Raw genomic sequence first — 14530 nt, 5'->3', positions numbered from 1 at the left:
ACGACGGCGCAGCTCAGGCGGGTAGGAAGAGGGACGTGCCATGACTCGAATCCTTACACGAAATCGAGCCTCTACCGAACCCGGGGCGGTTCACTTCGTGTTCGCGAGCGAGAATGAGGAGTTCGCGGATTACTTCGGACTTGTCGAGCTGGGTTCGGCGGGCGTCGTCGCGTAGGTCGATGATCCAGCGGTCGATAGCGGTAGCTTCGTTCGGCTCGACTCGAACGGTCAGAGCGACGGCGCTGGTTGCTTCGGGGGCCGGGCGCTTGCCACCGCGTGGGCGGCGAGCGGGGTTGGGCCGGGCGGATTCAAGGGCGGTGGTGTGGGGTTCGGCGGCGGCGCCCTGGTCGGCGACCTTGAGCGCGGGGGTGGGAGCGAGCCGAGACATCGCGGCGCGGATGTTGCGGGGGGCGCTGGGGCTCATGCGGGCGGCTCCTTCAGCGGTGGCAGTGGGAGCAGGCTTCGGTGCCGGTGAAAGCGCGGTCTGCGGCGGATACGTCCCGGCCTGTCAGGTCGGCCGCAGCATCCAGCACTTGGCTCAGCGGCTGCCGGTCGCTGCGGTATTTATTCGCCCGGCCGGTGGTCACATACTCATCGACAGGCTTCAGGTAGACGGCGGGCTCGCGGCGCAGGAGGCTCTGGGCTTTCGTCTCCGTCTCCCATTTGGTGACGTCCTTGCCCCACTTGGCCTCGGCCTGTTCGGCGCTGACGGAGAGGGCACGACCGATGCGCTCCCAGTCGGTGCCACGCGCCCGTTCGGCGATGACTGCGGCCCCGATGACGCCGTGCAGGGCCATGTTCCTAATGTTCCGGGCGCTGGCAACGTAGTCGCCGGCGACCGCCTCGTCGGCGCAGAGCATCAGCGCGGTGGCCTCGATGAGCCTTGCTCCGCTGAGGAGCTCCTTGCCGAGGTTGACCCGTGCCAGGTCGGAGGCAGTGAACCCCTCTACCGGCAGCGAGCGGGCGTCGACGTGGGGAGTTGTGGTTTCTGTCGTCACGGCCTGCTCAACGATGGCCAGCCGGTCAGGTCGCGTTCCTGCGCCGGGCTCGTTGACGGCGCAGCGGGGTGTCCCCGGTCGCGAGGTCGGCGGCGGTGGCTGCGAGGATCGGCAGTGCGGTGCGCGCCACACCCAATGCCCGCGGCGCACACCGCTCTGCTGTGCCCGGCCGGGGTCGGCCGGACCGGTCAGCCGAGCTCTTGGAGGAGGGCGGCGTTCAGGAGCTGGACGGCGTACTGGGCGGAGGGGAGGCGGATCGCGGTGTCGTCTTCGGCGTCGAGGACCAGGCGGCCGTCGATGAACGCTCCCCAGCCGGCGCCGAGGTCGAGCACCCACCCGGCCGGTGGGACGACATGCAGTTGACGCTATCGGCGACATCGCGATGTCAGTGGCAAGACGGCTTGGGCTCGACTGGTACCAAACGTGGTGTGGGCTGACCCGCGCTTCGCTCCAACTGCGCTCCTACGGGTGGCCGACTCCTCAGATTTCGGGTGGGGCAGAGGCATGCCAGCGAGTCTGGTGCCATGGCAAGGACCGGAGCGCACGAGCGGGCGGCTGTAGTCGCTCGGCTCCGGCAGCTGCGCGATGAGGACGCGCTGAGCTCCGAGCACGTACGGGTGGTCGCCGCTTCTCTGGGCGTGGCCGAACGGACAGTGTGGCGCTGGCTCTCCGCCCCGCTGCCTGTCCCACGGCAGCCTGAATCGTCGTATCGGCTGACCGAAGCCGACCGGGAGGCGTTTGCGTTCTTCCGAGGCAAAGTGGCAGCGCTGGCCCGTGCTCGGCAGGCGGTACTCGACAGTTCCGGGCCGACGGCGGGTGCCGACGTACCGGACTTCCTGGCCGACGGCTGGCGTGACGCTCGACCCGTGGCCCTGCGCACGCTGCAGCGTGCGTTCGCGGACCAGCTCCCCGCCGCGGAGCGGGCTGCGTGGCGGGTGGGTGAACGTGGTCGGCGCGCCGCCGGGGTGTACTTGCGGCGGCCGGACGCTCCACGTGGGCGGGTGTGGGAGATGGACCATAAGCAGCTGCCGGTGCTGGTGCTGCCGCCCAGGGGCGGTGCGCTGTGCCCGTGGCTGACCACGGTGGTGGACGACGGCTGCCGGGGGCTGCTCGGGTGGGCGTTGGCGGTGCATCCGAGCGCGGGCACCGTGTTGACCGCGATGCGGATGGCCATGGCCTATGAGCCGGAGCTCTCGCCGTTCGGGGCGGTGCCCGAGCGGGTTCGTGTCGACGGCGGTCTGGAGTTCGCGGCCGGCGCAGTGAAGGCGGCGCTGGGGACACTGGCGGTCGTGGTACATCGGCTGCCGCCCTACACCCCGCATCGCAAGGGCAAGGTCGAGCGGCTGAACCGGACCATCGAGCAAACCCTGCTTTCCCAACTGCCTGGCTTCACCGGCGGCCCCCGGGACGCGAGCGGGCGCCTGTACGGGCCCGTCGACGACTCCGCGAAGGCGAAGAAGTCGGCCGAGCGGGCCGGCGGGCCGATGCGCATCGAGGAGTTCGTGCGGCGATTCTCGTCCTGGGCCCGTTGGTACAACACCGAACGCCCGCATCGCTCCCTCGGCGGGCGGACCCCGGTGCAGGCGTGGGCGGAGGACGAGGCACCGGTACAACGGATCGATGCCACACGGCTGCGGTACCTGCTGCTGGCCGGACAGGAGCGCAAGGTCGGCAAGGACGGCATCCGGTTCAACAGTCACACCTACCTGGCACCCGAGCTGTACGGGCGGGGCGGGGAGGTGCTCGAAGTGCGGTACATGCCGCATGACGACCGGTGGATCGAGGTCTACCGGCGTGGGGAGTACCTGTGCACCGCGCACCCGTCCGCCCAGCTCACGCCGGAGCAGCGGGAGGCGTTTCGTGAGCATGCCCGGTCGGAGGCCGAGCGGCTGGGGCGTGAGCGGCGCAGGGCCGCGCGTCGGGCACGGCGGGAGCTCGCGCCGATGACCGCCGTCCAGGGCGCGGCGGAGCCCTCGCGACTGGTGCGGCCCGGAGAGGCGGCGCAGGCGGTCCAGCACGCAGGTGAGGCGTTGCTGAAGGCGCGGGCCCGCGCTGACCTGCTCGGCATTGTCCCTGTCACCGATCTTCTCCCGGAGCTGTGATGCCTCGTCAGTTCGTCGACCTGCAGGACGCGGTCACCCTGCCCACCGGCCACTTCCAGCTGGCCGGCAAGGTCTTGGACGATCTGGTGGCCAACGCTGCCACCGGTGTCGTGCACGGCCCCGCCGGCACGGGCAAGACCTTCGCGGTGGAAGCGGCGCTGGAGGCGCTGGAGCGGCGTGCGCCAGGGGAGCGGCCGGCGGTGGTGTCGCTGCAGTTCCCCTCCCGGCCGACGATGCGCCTGATCGCCGACCAGCTGCTGCAGGAGCTCACCGGCGCCGAGAGCCCCTCCAGCCGCAACCGCTTCGACCTGACGACCAAGCTGGTCGGCCTGCTCGCCTCCCCGATGCGCCTGATCGTCGTGGACGAGGCCCAGCGCCTGACCGGGGACTGCATCGAGCTGCTGCGGCACCTGCACGACGACCAGCGCACCCGCTTCGCGCTCCTGTACGTCGGCGGCGACGGCTGCTGGGAGGTGCTCTCCCGCGAGCCGATGCTCCGCTCCCGGATCTTCCGCCGCCTGCGGTTCGAGCCGCTCGCCCAAGCCGAGATCCCTGCGTTGATGCGCCGCTACCATCCCATCTACTCGGGCGCCGACGACCACCTGCTCTTCGAGATCGACAACGCCTACGGGCACGGCACCATGCGGGACTGGGCGGTGTTCACCCACACCGCGGCCGGACTGTGCGCCGCGGCCGGCCGGCCCGTCCTGGACGAGGAGATCACCACCAGCGCCTACGCGCTGCTCGGTGGCGGCATCTGTGTCTGAGCGCCCCAGTCCGCGAGCGGCGGTAGTGCTCAACCCGGACGACGACGTCGCCCTCACCCGGCGTCTGGATGCCCTGGCCTCGCGCCGGCGCCTGGTGCTGCGGCCCTCTCCTGGCGGCGGCGTGCGCGACCTCGCGCGCGACGTCCTCGCCGCTCTTGGCAAGAGCCCCGAAGCTGTCCTCGCAGAGGAAGCCACCGTCGCCAACATGTACCGCACGTGTGCGGCCTTCAGCACCGCTGCGGGCGTCACCGACATCGTCGTCGACCGGGTCCACCGGCTCGCCACCCGCACCGTGGAACCGTTGCTGGGCCTGGCCCTGACATCCGGGGCCGCCCTGTGGCTCATCTGGTCCGGGCCCCAGCCCACTGCCGCCCTCATCACCCAACTGCGCCAGTCCTCGCTCGCAGCCCGCACGGAACTGCTCGACCCCGCTGCCTTCTACCACCGCCTGCCCCTCCAAGCCGAGGAACAGAAAGAGGACGAGAAGGCAGAAAGGCCGGAGGTGCTGGCCGAGGAAGCGGCAGACACATCGCAGGCCCCGGTGCCCCGGCAGGCGCAGCCCTGGCCGCGCCTGCCCATGACCGACTTCCCCCTTTTCCTCGCCACTTGTCACCGCACCCTGCCCACCGCCGACCGTAGACGGGTCAGCGACCTCTACCGGAGCGAGATGCACCTGGCCTCCCGCCTGCCCGACACCACTGCCCACGCCCTCACCGCCTACCTGCGCGATGACCGCCTGGGCCCGGCCCCCACCCCGGAGGACGCGCTGATCCGCCTACGCGCCATCCAAGCCGCGCTCCTGCCCCGTGCGGCTCTCCTGCGCTGGCAACCCGCCACTCTGGGCTCGGACCCCGCCGCCCGGCTGGTCACCCGGTTCACCGACCACACCGCCTACGCTCTGCGAACGGCAGCCGACACTGAATCCGGCGCCGCCACCGCACTGGCCTTGTACTTCGACACCGGCCCGACCGGCTTCGACATGATCCGCTGCCACGACATCACGCCCGACGGGGCCCGCTTCCACCTGCCGCTGCTGTCCGAGGAGGAACGCGAACACCTCCGACCGCCCTGGCACGAGCAGCGCGGCCACCAGAAGTTCACCGGCCCCGGCGAGAGCGACCCCCTACGCACCCAGACACCCGTGACCATGCCGCTGCGCGCCAGAGCGCTCTTGGCCGCCCACCACGCCTACCGCACGGCCCAAGGGGCCCGTCCCGGCGACCCCTACTTCATCCACCCCAGCGAACCCAGCGTCCTTTCACCCGTCCCGCGCCTACGCGAAGCGATCATCCGCACCTGCCACCGCCTGCACCTCGACCTCTCCTGGCTCCACCGCTGCCACTGCCGGCACGGCGACCAACTCGGCCAGGGAAACGGCGACTGGCTGGCGCAGCGCGGCCTCAGCATCCACCACCTCAGCCTCAACCCGGCCCCGTGGGAGTGCCCGTGACACCACCAGAACGCGGTGACGCCCCCAAACGCCGCGGCCCCAAACGCCACCGGCACAAGAGCCTCCTGGTACGACGCGCCCTCAGCCTCCAAGAACGCCTGCACGCCGCCGGGATGACCGCCTGGCAACTCGCCGACCTCATCGGCGTCCACGAACACCAGGTCGACCTCGACGAACTCCCCGACCTACCCGTCCGGGTCCTGCACGAAATCGCCCGGCGCCTGGACCTCCACCCCGCCGACATCCTGCGGGAGGCCGACGACCTCTACGCCCTCCCCCGGACGCATCCGCCCGCCATCAAGCACCCGAGCAAGAAGCCCCCCAGTCTGGGTCACGACGCCCTGCGACTGGTCAACGCGCTCGCCCTCGCCGACCGACCCATGCTCCCGGAGGAGGTCGCCCGCGCCCTCAGCTGGACCGTCAAACGCGTCGACAACGCCACCACCCACGCCCTCGCACACCCCGTCACCGGCGGCGCCATCGCCCTGCGCGTCGAACCCTCCGGCTACCTCAGCGTCTCACCACGGCTGGACCTGCTCGTCGCCAGCCAGCACACCCAACTCACCGCACCCCACCACAGCGACGACACCGGCCAGCCTGGCCGTCACCAACGTGACCCCCTCACCCCCACCGAAGCCGAAGCCCTCCTTGCGATCTGGCACACAGGCGACACCGACCACACCAACCCCCTCCAAGACCACGCCCTCCACGGCCTCATCAACGGCGGACTCGTCGCCCAGCCCGGCGGCCTCACCCTCGCCCTAACCGACGACGCCCTCTACAGCCTCAACCCCGGCCCAAACGCCCGCACAACACTCCCCCACTGACACACCACATGTCGCCGACCGCTGACACAACTTGTCGCCACCCACTGACACACCCACGTCGCCCGACACAAGTGCCGAACCCAACTGACCAACCGACAACTACAACAGCAACTACCACAGCCAATACAGAAAGACGGGAAAGAAGGGTTGTCAGGACTGGGGAGCGGGCCCGATCCGGGCCCTGAACTGCCCGTTTTCCTCCCGGGTGCGCGAACTGCCCGGTAGGGGCAGTGGCAGGGGAGACGGCAGGGGCGGTGGTAGCGCACCGTCAAACTCACCGGCCCTTCCAAGGTGCCGGTGAGAAACCTTGGAAGGGCCGTCAAGGAAACTCACCGGCACCTTGATGGCATATCCATGCAGGTCAGGAGCGTGCTTCCAAGGTTCTCACCAAGGTTCGGATGGGACGGGATGGCGGACGGGTTTTCGGACCGGTTTTCGGACCGGTTAGAAGACGGGATACCTTGGAACGGGTCGTTATGTAATCGTTATGCCTTGGATCTCTTGATGGTGAGAAATCCGGTGAGTTCCGTGGGGTTTCATCTCTCCAGCACGGGAGTGGCCCGTGCGAGAAACCGAGGAGTGCTCTCGTGAACGGGGACCTGGAGACCGACCACGACGTGCTGGTGACGCTCGCCCGCTTTTCTCTGGCCACCGCCGAACAGCTCCACCAACTGCACGGCGGGCAGGCCGGACTCAAGCAGACCCAGAAACGCATGGAACGCCTCCGCACCGAGGGCGTTACGAATTTCGTCACCCTGCCGCAGGCCGGGCGCGCTAAAGCCTGGCACCTCACCGAGACCGGCTCCGCCGTCACCGCGACCTTCCCCACCGCCCGCCGCCCGGACCCCCTGGTCGCACCCGGGCAGACCGCCCTGCGCCTGGGCCGCGGCCACCTCCTCGCGCTCGGCCGCGTGCACTGCGCCTTCCTCGCCGACGCCCGCGCCCGGGGCGAGGGCTTCGGCCCACGCGACTTCATCCCGGCCCCCGAGCACCCCGTCGACCCGGCCGACCCGCCCGGGCCCGCTTACCGGCCCGCCTACACCGCCACCACCCACGCAGGCCGGCGGCGACTGCGCGCCTTCGTCGAACTCCACCGCCCCGACAGCGGCACCGAGCCGGCCGCCGAGCAGCTGGCCGCCTGCGCCCGCCTCTGGCAGCAGCCCGGCCCCGGCGGGACCGGACCGGCGCGGGAGCGCCGTTGGCGTACCTTCCCGGCCCTGCTGGTCGTCCTGACCGGTACCCCGGCCACCGCAGTCGCCAGGGCGGTGGAGGACCTGCTGCTGGCCGCCGAGGAGAACCCGGCCACCGCCGGACTCCTGGCCGCCGTCCCGGCCGGCGCGGCCAGCCTCGAGGACCTGGTCGAGCACGGGCCCGCCGCCCCGGTGTGGCACCCGCTCTCGGGCGAAGGCCGGCCGCCGGTCGGCTGGACCGGGCTGTAGGAACCCCGGCGCTAACGCCGGGTTCGCTGGCGCGATTCGGACCGCTGGTGCGCGGACATGCAGTTTTCTCCGGATCGACGTCCGGTCTCCTGTGCCGCGCCGGAGCGCGTCACGTGGGTGACCGTACGATCCGGCCGCCCGGGCGGCGGCGTGGTGCTCAGCGCCACCCGCCCGTGGCGCCAGTCATCGGCACCAGCACCAGCGGACCGCCGAGCCACCGCCGACCGCCGGACTCAGCCGACCGGGCGGGGCAGGCGGGCGGCAGCGGTGCCGAGGCCGGTGGGGCCGGAGAGAGTGCGGCCATGGTGGTGGCGCAGGTCGGCCTCGCGGTAGCGGCCGCTGATGGCGTGCCAGTGCAGGTTGCCGGTCATGACGGTCCTGAGCTGCTCGACGTGGTCGGCGACAGTCTGCCGTTCTGTGCTGTCGAGGTCCAGGTCGTCGCAGAGGACGGGCAGTTCGGCGGTGGCCAGGTGCTCGAACTCGTCGAGGCGGGCGGTGGCGAGGTCGGCGACGACCCGGGCCGCTTCCGGGTAACTGCAGTCGAAGAAGTGCTGCACCACGAGCGGGGCGTTGTGGAAGTCCCCCTCGAACTCGATCTCCCGTTGGTAGGAGAAGAGGTCGTTGACCAGGCCGGCGTGGTCGGCGGCCGTCCGTTCCAGGGATCGCATGGTGCCGCTGTCCCGGACCGCGTCGGGCAGCGGCAGGTGCGCCCCGCCGCGCAGCAGGGCCGGGATGGTGGTGAAGAATTCGGCGCCGACGGTGCGGCGGCGCAGTTCGAGGAAGTCCACCGGGTCGGGGAGACGGTGGTGGGCGAGGTTGGCGATCTCGGTCAGCCAGCCCTCGAACAGTTCGGCGAGCAGGCCACGCACGGTCTCCCGGGCGGCGGGCGTGAGGCCGGTTCCGACCTGGGACCACAGGTCGGTGAGCCCGCGCTCCAGCGCATCGGCGGGCACGATGGGGACGGTCGGCTCGGGAGCGGTGACCTCCATGAGCCGGGCGGCGGCCAGCTTGGCCCCGGCGAGGTCGCGTCGGCACCCGTAGGCGGCGTCGAAGAAGTCGTCCCCGTAGCAGCCCCAGGCGATCAGGGAGGTGGCCGGGGTCATCTGCTCGGCGGTGAGGTCGGGCATGGTGCACGCTCCGAGCAGGCCGAGGTCGAAACGGGTGAACGTCTCCTCGGTCCACACCCGCCGCCCGCCGGCCCGCGGCTCCGGGGCGAACATGCCCATCCGGCCGGCCCATGCGGTCACTTCCCGTCCGACCCGGTCCGCATGGGGGCCGACCCGCACCCGGGCCGGGAGCCGCAGGTCGGGCACCCGGGAGGGCCCGGTGGGCTGGTGCGGGACGAAGGCGAAGGTGCGCAGGCGTTTGGCCCCGGTCGCGCTGACCACGCGCTTGATGTCCATCGCCGAGGTGCCTAGCGCACCCAGCGGCAGCGATAGCGGCAAGCCGGTCTGCGGGCCGCTGTTCGTGTAGCGGCTCGAGCGCAGGTGCCACTCATGGCCGCCCGCCTGCCAGTCCTGCAGTCCCTTCACATAGGCCGCGACCCGGGCGGTGTCGTCGCCACCGAGGCCGTGGTCGGCGAGCAGCGGGCCGAGGGCGGTGAGCGCGGTGTCCTCGAACTGCTGCAGCCGGGACGTCAGCAGGTCGTTGACCCGGTCGGCGGCCTCCTGCGTGCTGATCCCGAAAAAGGTCTCCAGCACCAGCACGCCGTTGCTCAGCTCGCCCTCCTCCTCCATCTCGCGCTGGTACGAGAAGAGGTCGTTGCGCAGGTGCACCGCGTCCGAGAAGGTGTCCCGGAGCACCTCCAGCGGCCGCGACCGTGCGACGGCGGCCGGTACCTCCGCCCCGGCCGCGTGCTCCACCAGCACGGCCGACCAGGGCGCACCGCCCACCTTGCGGCGCCTCTCGATGTACTCGACGGGGTTGGGGACCCGGCCGATGCCGATGTTGGACAGCTCCCAGATCGACTCGTTGAGCATGTGCTCGGTGCTCAGCGCGAAGCGTTCGCGCCAGTGCGCCGAGGTACCCGGGGCGGTGCGCAACCACAGCTCGGCCAGACCTGCCTCCACCGGGTTGCGCGGCTCAGGCATCGCAGTCGCAGGGTCGAGCGGCATGAAGGCGGGCAGCCGGTCGAGGTATGCCTTGCCGCCGGGCCGGTCCTGGCTGCGCTTGAAGGTCTTCACGAAGTGGTCGTCGAAGAAGAAGACCCACACATACCAGTCCGTCAGCAACGCCAGCTCGGCCTCGTCGCAGTCCGGGTGGGTGTAGGCACACAACAGCGCGTAGTCGTGCGTGTCGAGGTCCCGCTGCTCCCAGACACCCGAGCCCTCCAGCATGCCCATGCCGCGTGCCCAGTCGCGTGAGTGTTCCCGGGCCTGTTCCAGGTGCGGGTTGAGCCGGGCCGGGTACGGCAGGTAGAAAGCGGGCAGGCTGAAGGGCTGCGGCATGTCGCTTCACGCTCTCTACGAGGAAACGGGGAAAGCCAGTCGAAGACGCTCGCCCGCGCCGGTGTCTCGGCGCCGGTGGTGAGGCCGGCACCGAGGTCGGTGCCGCTGCTGCGCCAGGCGGCGGTCAGCAGGGTGAACAGGGCGTCCGCGGTGGGGAGCTCGGCCGAATCGGCCTCGTCGTCGGTGGTCGGCTGGCCGGCCGGGTCGGCGGTCAGGGCGCGGTGCAGGTCGAGGGCGGCGCGGGCAGCTGCGGCCACGGCGCCTGCGTGCGACGCGGCAGGGCTCTCGGTCCGGGCGGCGATCGCGGCGAGGTAGGCGGCCTGCAGGCCAGGGCTCCGACGGTCCGGGCGACGTCGTGCGTCCACGGCGCCGGGTACCGGCCGACGGCGGTGCGCAGCAGGGCGACACAGCGGGGGTCGTGGGCGTCGGGGACCGCGGCCAAGGCCGGCGGCCGGCTGGTCGGCCGCGCTGAGGTCGTCGCAGCCAGTCCGCGGAGCGCCCGATGTGCTGCAGCAGTACCCGGATAGCCGGCAGGGTGCGGCCGGCGCCACGCACAGCCCCCACCGTCCGGCCGACCTCCGCCTCCGTGCCCGCTTGCGTGTGGGACCTCTCAGCGATGTCACACAACGCCCGCGCCAAGCGGTGGTCGCCCGCCGTCGCCACCACAGGAGCACAAGCCATGACTGCCAGTGTGCCGAGCACCCCCACCCAGCCGGACCGGCTTCCGCCCGCCGTCACCCGTCCGAGTGAAGGCCACGGAAGCCACCGAAGGACGACGGCGACCCGGCACCGTGAGACAGCGCGGTAACCACGCTCGCTGCAGTGGGGACCGACGTCGTCCAGATAGGACGTCGTGGACGCCTTCCAGGAGCGGTAGGTGACCCTCCCCCTGTCGGTCAACAGCTGCGTGCCGATGACCCGCACCCGAAATGAGGCGACACCTGACTGTCGATCATCCCGGCACGCTACCGCCCAATGATCGGCTACGGGACCGGATCGCCGCATCAGCGGGCAGCACCGGCAGCGGCCATGCCGGGTCGGGTGACCAGACGCTCCACGGCTGCGCGAACGGGCCCGAGCGGTCCTGCAGAAGACCGACCGCCTTCTCGCGGGCCCGCTCGACATGGCGGTGGAGATGGTCGTCGACCAGGCCGAGCCGGCGCACCTGGTCGTACTCGTCCTCGTCCTTCCACGACCAGGCCGACAGGTCCGGCTCCACCACCAGGTCGACGCACAGGTCGAGGGTGTCGATCCCGATGCCGGGCCGCCGGACGTGGGGCAGCTCGAAGTTCACGTACCAGCGGGTGCCGGTGGCGTGGTCCTGGAACTGGTGGACCGAGAAGTGCTCACCGGCCAGGAAGTGGCTGCGCAGCGCGGTGCCGGTCCAGGTGTACGGGGCGGTGGACCAGGCGCCGGAGACGAGGTTGGCCAGGCCGCTCTCACGCAGCGTGGTGTCGCCGGTGGCGAGGGAGTCGATCCAGGTGGTCGGGGCAAGCGAGGTGATCCCCGGCCAGTACGCGAGGGTCAGGACGTCGCCGGTGTCGGCCAGGACCCGCTGCGGCATCGCGGTCCAGACCCGGCCGAGGTGGACGTCGCGGCGCACCGCCGTCGCCCCGGGGGTGAACAGGCCGGTCGTCGTGGTCATGAGCGGCTCCGGGCCGCAATATCGTGGCCGTCGGCGAGCACCAGGGTCGTCTGCTCCTGGTGGGCGCGCCAGAGCGCGGTGAACCAGGCGAGCTGCTCGGTGTGCAGGTGCGGCAGCCACTGCTCGTAGGTCCGCCAGGCACACGAGTCGTGCTCGGGGCTGAGCTGCACCTCGTGGCCGGTCGGGACGGGCGGGGCGTCGAACGCGAAGTCGATGACAGGCGGCCACCCGTCAGCGGCCGAGCGGTAGTCGACCGCCAGCGGGCGCAGCGGCCCGGTCAGGTGGAGGCCGGTCTCCTCGGCTGTCTCGCGCCGGGCGGTGGTGAGGGGCTGCTCGTCGAGGTCGGCCAGGCCGCCGGGTAGCTGCCACCAGGCCGGGTGGCCCGGGTAGGGGCGGGCCTGGCGGAGCATCAGGATCCGGCCCGCCGCGTCGGTCAGCAGCACGATGGCCGAGACGGCGTGCGGCGGCAGCGTGGCGGCGAAGTCGGCAGGGGCAACAGCCTGGGTGGTGGTCGGAGTGGTCATCGGGCGGTCCAGTCCGGGCAGGTCGGCTGGTGCCAGGCCGTTCGGACGACAGTGCCACCCAGGAGGCGGTGTTCGCTGCGGCGGGTCGCCTGACAGTTCCGGCCCGAGGCTGATGAGTTTCGGCGTCGGTGCAGGTCAAGGCCGGTGAGTTTGCGGTGGGCTGTTCGGGTGGGGGCTGGGTTGGCGGGTCGACGCGGGCGGGCAGATGCACGGCCGAGCCGGCTTCGACCTCCTCCGGCACCGCATCCTCCTCCCGCAATGAGGACGCAGCATCACCACCGACTACGGAACAGAGCCCAGCCAGCGGTGTAACCGACACTCCCGTGCCGACCCTCACCGTCGTCGGCGCGCGGCATCAGGTGGCCGGGATCTCCTGTCAGCTCCTGCTCCGCGCGCCCGTCAACGTGACAGTGCCCGGCTGATCCCGGTAGACGTCGGTGCTGACCTCCGTGGCGACGCGGTGGCGCACCACGCTGAGCGGGCCGAGCCCGGACAGCACCTCGACGACGTCCGCGGCCGCGAGCGCCGGGTGCGCGGTCGGGGCGGGCGGCTGCTCCTCGATGACGGCGACGGTGGCCGCCGCGCCCAGCGACGGCAGGTCCAACTGCGCGAGGCCGGTGAGGTGTCGGGCCCGCTCGAGGGACGGCGCGAGGGCGCCGCTGCCTCCCACGGTGAGGACCAGGTCGCTGGACTCGGCGGCCAGCCGGGCGCCGCGGTGGAGGTCCGACCGCTCGTAGCACCACTGGTCGGGGTGCTGGCCGCGCAGGGCGGCGAACCGCTCGCGCAGCGCGTTCACCACCTGCGAGGCCCAGTCAACCAGCACGCAGGGCCGGACGACGAAGGAGAGGCGCCGCGGGTCGGGCACGGTCAGGGCGGCTGCCTGGTCCACCGTACCGACCTGGACGATCCGGCTCCACGCCTCGGCCGGCAACGGGTCACGGCCCGACGGGCCCGGGGCTGCGGCGTCCTCGGGCCCGCCCACCAGCAGCACCGTGTCGCCTCGCTGCTGGAAGGCCAGTACCAGGGCCCAGGCCGCCTGCGACCTCGGGCATCCGGCGCCGCCTGCGCGAGCCCCCGCCGGCTTCCGCAGGCCCTGCGCGGGGACGGGCTCTCTCGCCCCCGGCAGAACGGCCGCCGCGCCGACGCAGCACGGCGCACCCGAGGCGACCAGCACCCGCCGGGTGCGCAGCACCGCCGACCAGGCCCCGACCGTCTCGTAGGCGAGCGCGGTGTGCGCCCGGCCCGCCGCCACCGCGACGCCGACCGGCTGGCCGTTGAGGTCGAGGTAGGTCGTCGCGACCAGGACTCCCGCGCCGCCCGGGCGCGGCTCGACCGCCCCCGTTGCGACCGTGATCCCGGACCCGTTCAGCGCGGCCGCCAGTGCGGGAGCCGCCGGGCAGCGCACCATGCCTCTGGTCGGATGCACGAACCGGTTCACCGCCAGCACATCCGCTGGCAGGTTCCCGATCGCGAAAACCTCGGTCAAGCGTGTCCTGTTCACTGAGCCCGATCTGGGGGGACCCCTGCCGAGAGCGGTCGGCTGCCGTGGGCGTATCGGGCCCCGCCATTTCTTCGGAGCCGGCAGCCCGGTGGATAGCAAAGTCACTCAAATGGCTCAAGCGCGGCCGGGGTGAAGGCGAGCACGGTGCTGTGCCCCCGAAGCCGGAGGAGTCGCTGAGCGCCAGCCGCACGTCCTGGCGGCGGGACGCGGCCAGCACGATGCCAGATCGGATGTGCAGGGGTCGGGGCTGCGGCGGCCGGGACGAGTCCGTGCTGGACGGTCAGCGCCGCCTCGGCGGCTCCGGCCGCTCCCATGCCGTGGCCGAGGACGCGCCCTTCGCCGAGGTGACGCTGGCTCGCCCGGCGGGCAGCAGACGGGCCAGCGGGGCCGTCTCGTAGCGGTCGTTGAGGCTGCGCAGTTCGCGGTCGCCGGACGCTGGAGCCCGCCGACCAGGTCGGAGGCGACACCTTCGACTACGTGATCGACCACGACACCGTCCAGTTGTCGGCCACCGACGCGATGGGCCACGACGTCGACGCGGCGCTGCTGGCCGCCCTGGTGGTCGGAGCCCTGCGTCGGGCCGCCGCGCCGGCGCCGACCTCCAAGAGCAGGCGTGGCAGGCCGACCAGGCGGTCCGCGATCACGGCCGGGAAGGCTACGTCACCGGTCAGATCCTGCGGATCAACCTGCACGACGGCTCCACCGATTTCGTCAACGCCGGGCACCCCTGGCCCAGGGGGCTGCCGAACAATAACTCCTCGGTTTCTGCGGGCTGTTGGGTCGTAGGATGCGAGGGTGTCGGAGGGGACGAAGGCAGAGCTGGTGGATGT

13 protein-coding genes and 1 pseudogene are annotated in these 14530 nt (G+C 71.7%); 7 read left to right on the top strand and 7 right to left on the bottom strand.

Annotated features, from left to right (window positions below; genetic code table 11):
* Positions 1-13: 13 nt before the first annotated feature.
* The 3 genes from ACIRPK_RS36140 to ACIRPK_RS36130 form a co-directional block, all read right to left on the bottom strand.
* Positions 14-424 carry a hypothetical protein gene (locus ACIRPK_RS36140; protein ID WP_403047005.1) on the bottom strand — a complete coding sequence of 137 codons (411 nt, stop codon included), beginning with the start codon at positions 422-424 and terminating at the stop codon, positions 14-16.
* Positions 425-437: 13 nt separating this feature from the next.
* Positions 438-998, bottom strand: coding sequence for a hypothetical protein (locus ACIRPK_RS36135; RefSeq protein WP_403047002.1), 561 nt, complete (start codon positions 996-998; stop codon positions 438-440).
* A gap of 188 nt (positions 999-1186) precedes the next feature.
* A complete protein-coding gene (locus ACIRPK_RS36130; protein WP_403046999.1) occupies positions 1187-1330 on the bottom strand; it encodes a hypothetical protein in 144 nt (47 codons plus the stop codon).
* Positions 1331-1522: 192 nt separating this feature from the next.
* On the opposite strand from ACIRPK_RS36130, the gene ACIRPK_RS36125 reads away from it, so the two are divergent.
* From ACIRPK_RS36125 to ACIRPK_RS36105, 5 genes are all read left to right on the top strand, one after another.
* Entirely contained in the window at positions 1523-3100 is a 1578-nt protein-coding gene (locus ACIRPK_RS36125; protein ID WP_403046996.1) for a Mu transposase C-terminal domain-containing protein, read from the top strand.
* Positions 3100-3867 carry an AAA family ATPase gene (locus ACIRPK_RS36120; protein WP_403046993.1) on the top strand — a complete coding sequence of 256 codons (768 nt, stop codon included), beginning with the start codon at positions 3100-3102 and terminating at the stop codon, positions 3865-3867. The genes ACIRPK_RS36125 and ACIRPK_RS36120 overlap by 1 nt, the downstream gene beginning before the upstream one ends.
* Positions 3860-5317 carry a hypothetical protein gene (locus ACIRPK_RS36115; RefSeq protein WP_403046990.1) on the top strand — a complete coding sequence of 486 codons (1458 nt, stop codon included), beginning with the start codon at positions 3860-3862 and terminating at the stop codon, positions 5315-5317. The genes ACIRPK_RS36120 and ACIRPK_RS36115 overlap by 8 nt, the downstream gene beginning before the upstream one ends.
* 113 nt (positions 5318-5430) lie before the next feature.
* Positions 5431-6144, top strand: coding sequence for a hypothetical protein (locus ACIRPK_RS36110; protein ID WP_403046987.1), 714 nt, complete (start codon positions 5431-5433; stop codon positions 6142-6144).
* Between the two features lie 587 nt (positions 6145-6731).
* Positions 6732-7583: a replication-relaxation family protein gene (locus ACIRPK_RS36105; RefSeq protein ID WP_403046984.1), complete on the top strand. Its 852-nt coding sequence runs from the start codon at positions 6732-6734 to the stop codon at positions 7581-7583.
* Between the two features lie 233 nt (positions 7584-7816).
* On the opposite strand, the gene ACIRPK_RS36100 is transcribed toward ACIRPK_RS36105, so the two are convergent.
* The 4 genes from ACIRPK_RS36100 to ACIRPK_RS36085 form a co-directional block, all read right to left on the bottom strand.
* Positions 7817-10030, bottom strand: coding sequence for a germacradienol/geosmin synthase (locus tag ACIRPK_RS36100; RefSeq protein WP_403046981.1), 2214 nt, complete (start codon positions 10028-10030; stop codon positions 7817-7819).
* A 952-nt stretch (positions 10031-10982) separates the two neighbouring features.
* A complete protein-coding gene (locus ACIRPK_RS36095; protein ID WP_403046979.1) occupies positions 10983-11675 on the bottom strand; it encodes a DUF402 domain-containing protein in 693 nt (230 codons plus the stop codon).
* On the bottom strand, positions 11672-12199 hold the full coding sequence (locus ACIRPK_RS36090) for an NUDIX hydrolase (RefSeq protein WP_403046976.1): 528 nt from the start codon (positions 12197-12199) through the stop codon (positions 11672-11674). Before ACIRPK_RS36090 ends, ACIRPK_RS36095 begins: the two co-directional genes overlap by 4 nt.
* A gap of 376 nt (positions 12200-12575) precedes the next feature.
* Complete coding sequence (locus ACIRPK_RS36085) at positions 12576-13625, bottom strand: hypothetical protein (RefSeq protein WP_403046973.1); 1050 nt, start codon at positions 13623-13625, stop codon at positions 12576-12578.
* Between the two features lie 305 nt (positions 13626-13930).
* Between ACIRPK_RS36085 and ACIRPK_RS36080 the strand changes: the two genes are divergently transcribed.
* Together ACIRPK_RS36080 and ACIRPK_RS36075 are read left to right on the top strand one after the other, a co-directional pair.
* Entirely contained in the window at positions 13931-14098 is a 168-nt protein-coding gene (locus tag ACIRPK_RS36080; protein ID WP_403047008.1) for a hypothetical protein, read from the top strand.
* Between the two features lie 8 nt (positions 14099-14106).
* Positions 14107-14449 (top strand): annotated as a pseudogene (locus ACIRPK_RS36075) (PP2C family protein-serine/threonine phosphatase); the annotation flags it as partial.
* Between the last annotated feature and the right edge of the window lie 81 nt (positions 14450-14530).

This window comes from Kitasatospora sp. NPDC101801 (genome assembly GCF_044766665.1).
Classification (GTDB): Bacteria; Actinomycetota; Actinomycetes; order Streptomycetales; family Streptomycetaceae; genus Kitasatospora.
The sequence above is the reverse complement of the archived record's forward strand: the minus strand, read 5'-3'. Positions and strand labels throughout refer to the sequence as shown.

Coding starts and splice junctions, on each gene's coding strand:
- ACIRPK_RS36090 (WP_403046976.1), bottom strand. CDS start 12,199: ATGACCACTCCGACCACCACCCAGGCTGTTGCCCCTGCCGACTTCGCC.
- ACIRPK_RS36140 (WP_403047005.1), bottom strand. CDS start 424: ATGAGCCCCAGCGCCCCCCGCAACATCCGCGCCGCGATGTCTCGGCTC.
- ACIRPK_RS36110 (WP_403046987.1), top strand. CDS start 5,431: ATGACCGCCTGGCAACTCGCCGACCTCATCGGCGTCCACGAACACCAG.
- ACIRPK_RS36100 (WP_403046981.1), bottom strand. CDS start 10,030: ATGCCGCAGCCCTTCAGCCTGCCCGCTTTCTACCTGCCGTACCCGGCC.
- ACIRPK_RS36120 (WP_403046993.1), top strand. CDS start 3,100: ATGCCTCGTCAGTTCGTCGACCTGCAGGACGCGGTCACCCTGCCCACC.
- ACIRPK_RS36080 (WP_403047008.1), top strand. CDS start 13,931: ATGTGCAGGGGTCGGGGCTGCGGCGGCCGGGACGAGTCCGTGCTGGAC.
- ACIRPK_RS36095 (WP_403046979.1), bottom strand. CDS start 11,675: ATGACCACGACGACCGGCCTGTTCACCCCCGGGGCGACGGCGGTGCGC.
- ACIRPK_RS36125 (WP_403046996.1), top strand. CDS start 1,523: ATGGCAAGGACCGGAGCGCACGAGCGGGCGGCTGTAGTCGCTCGGCTC.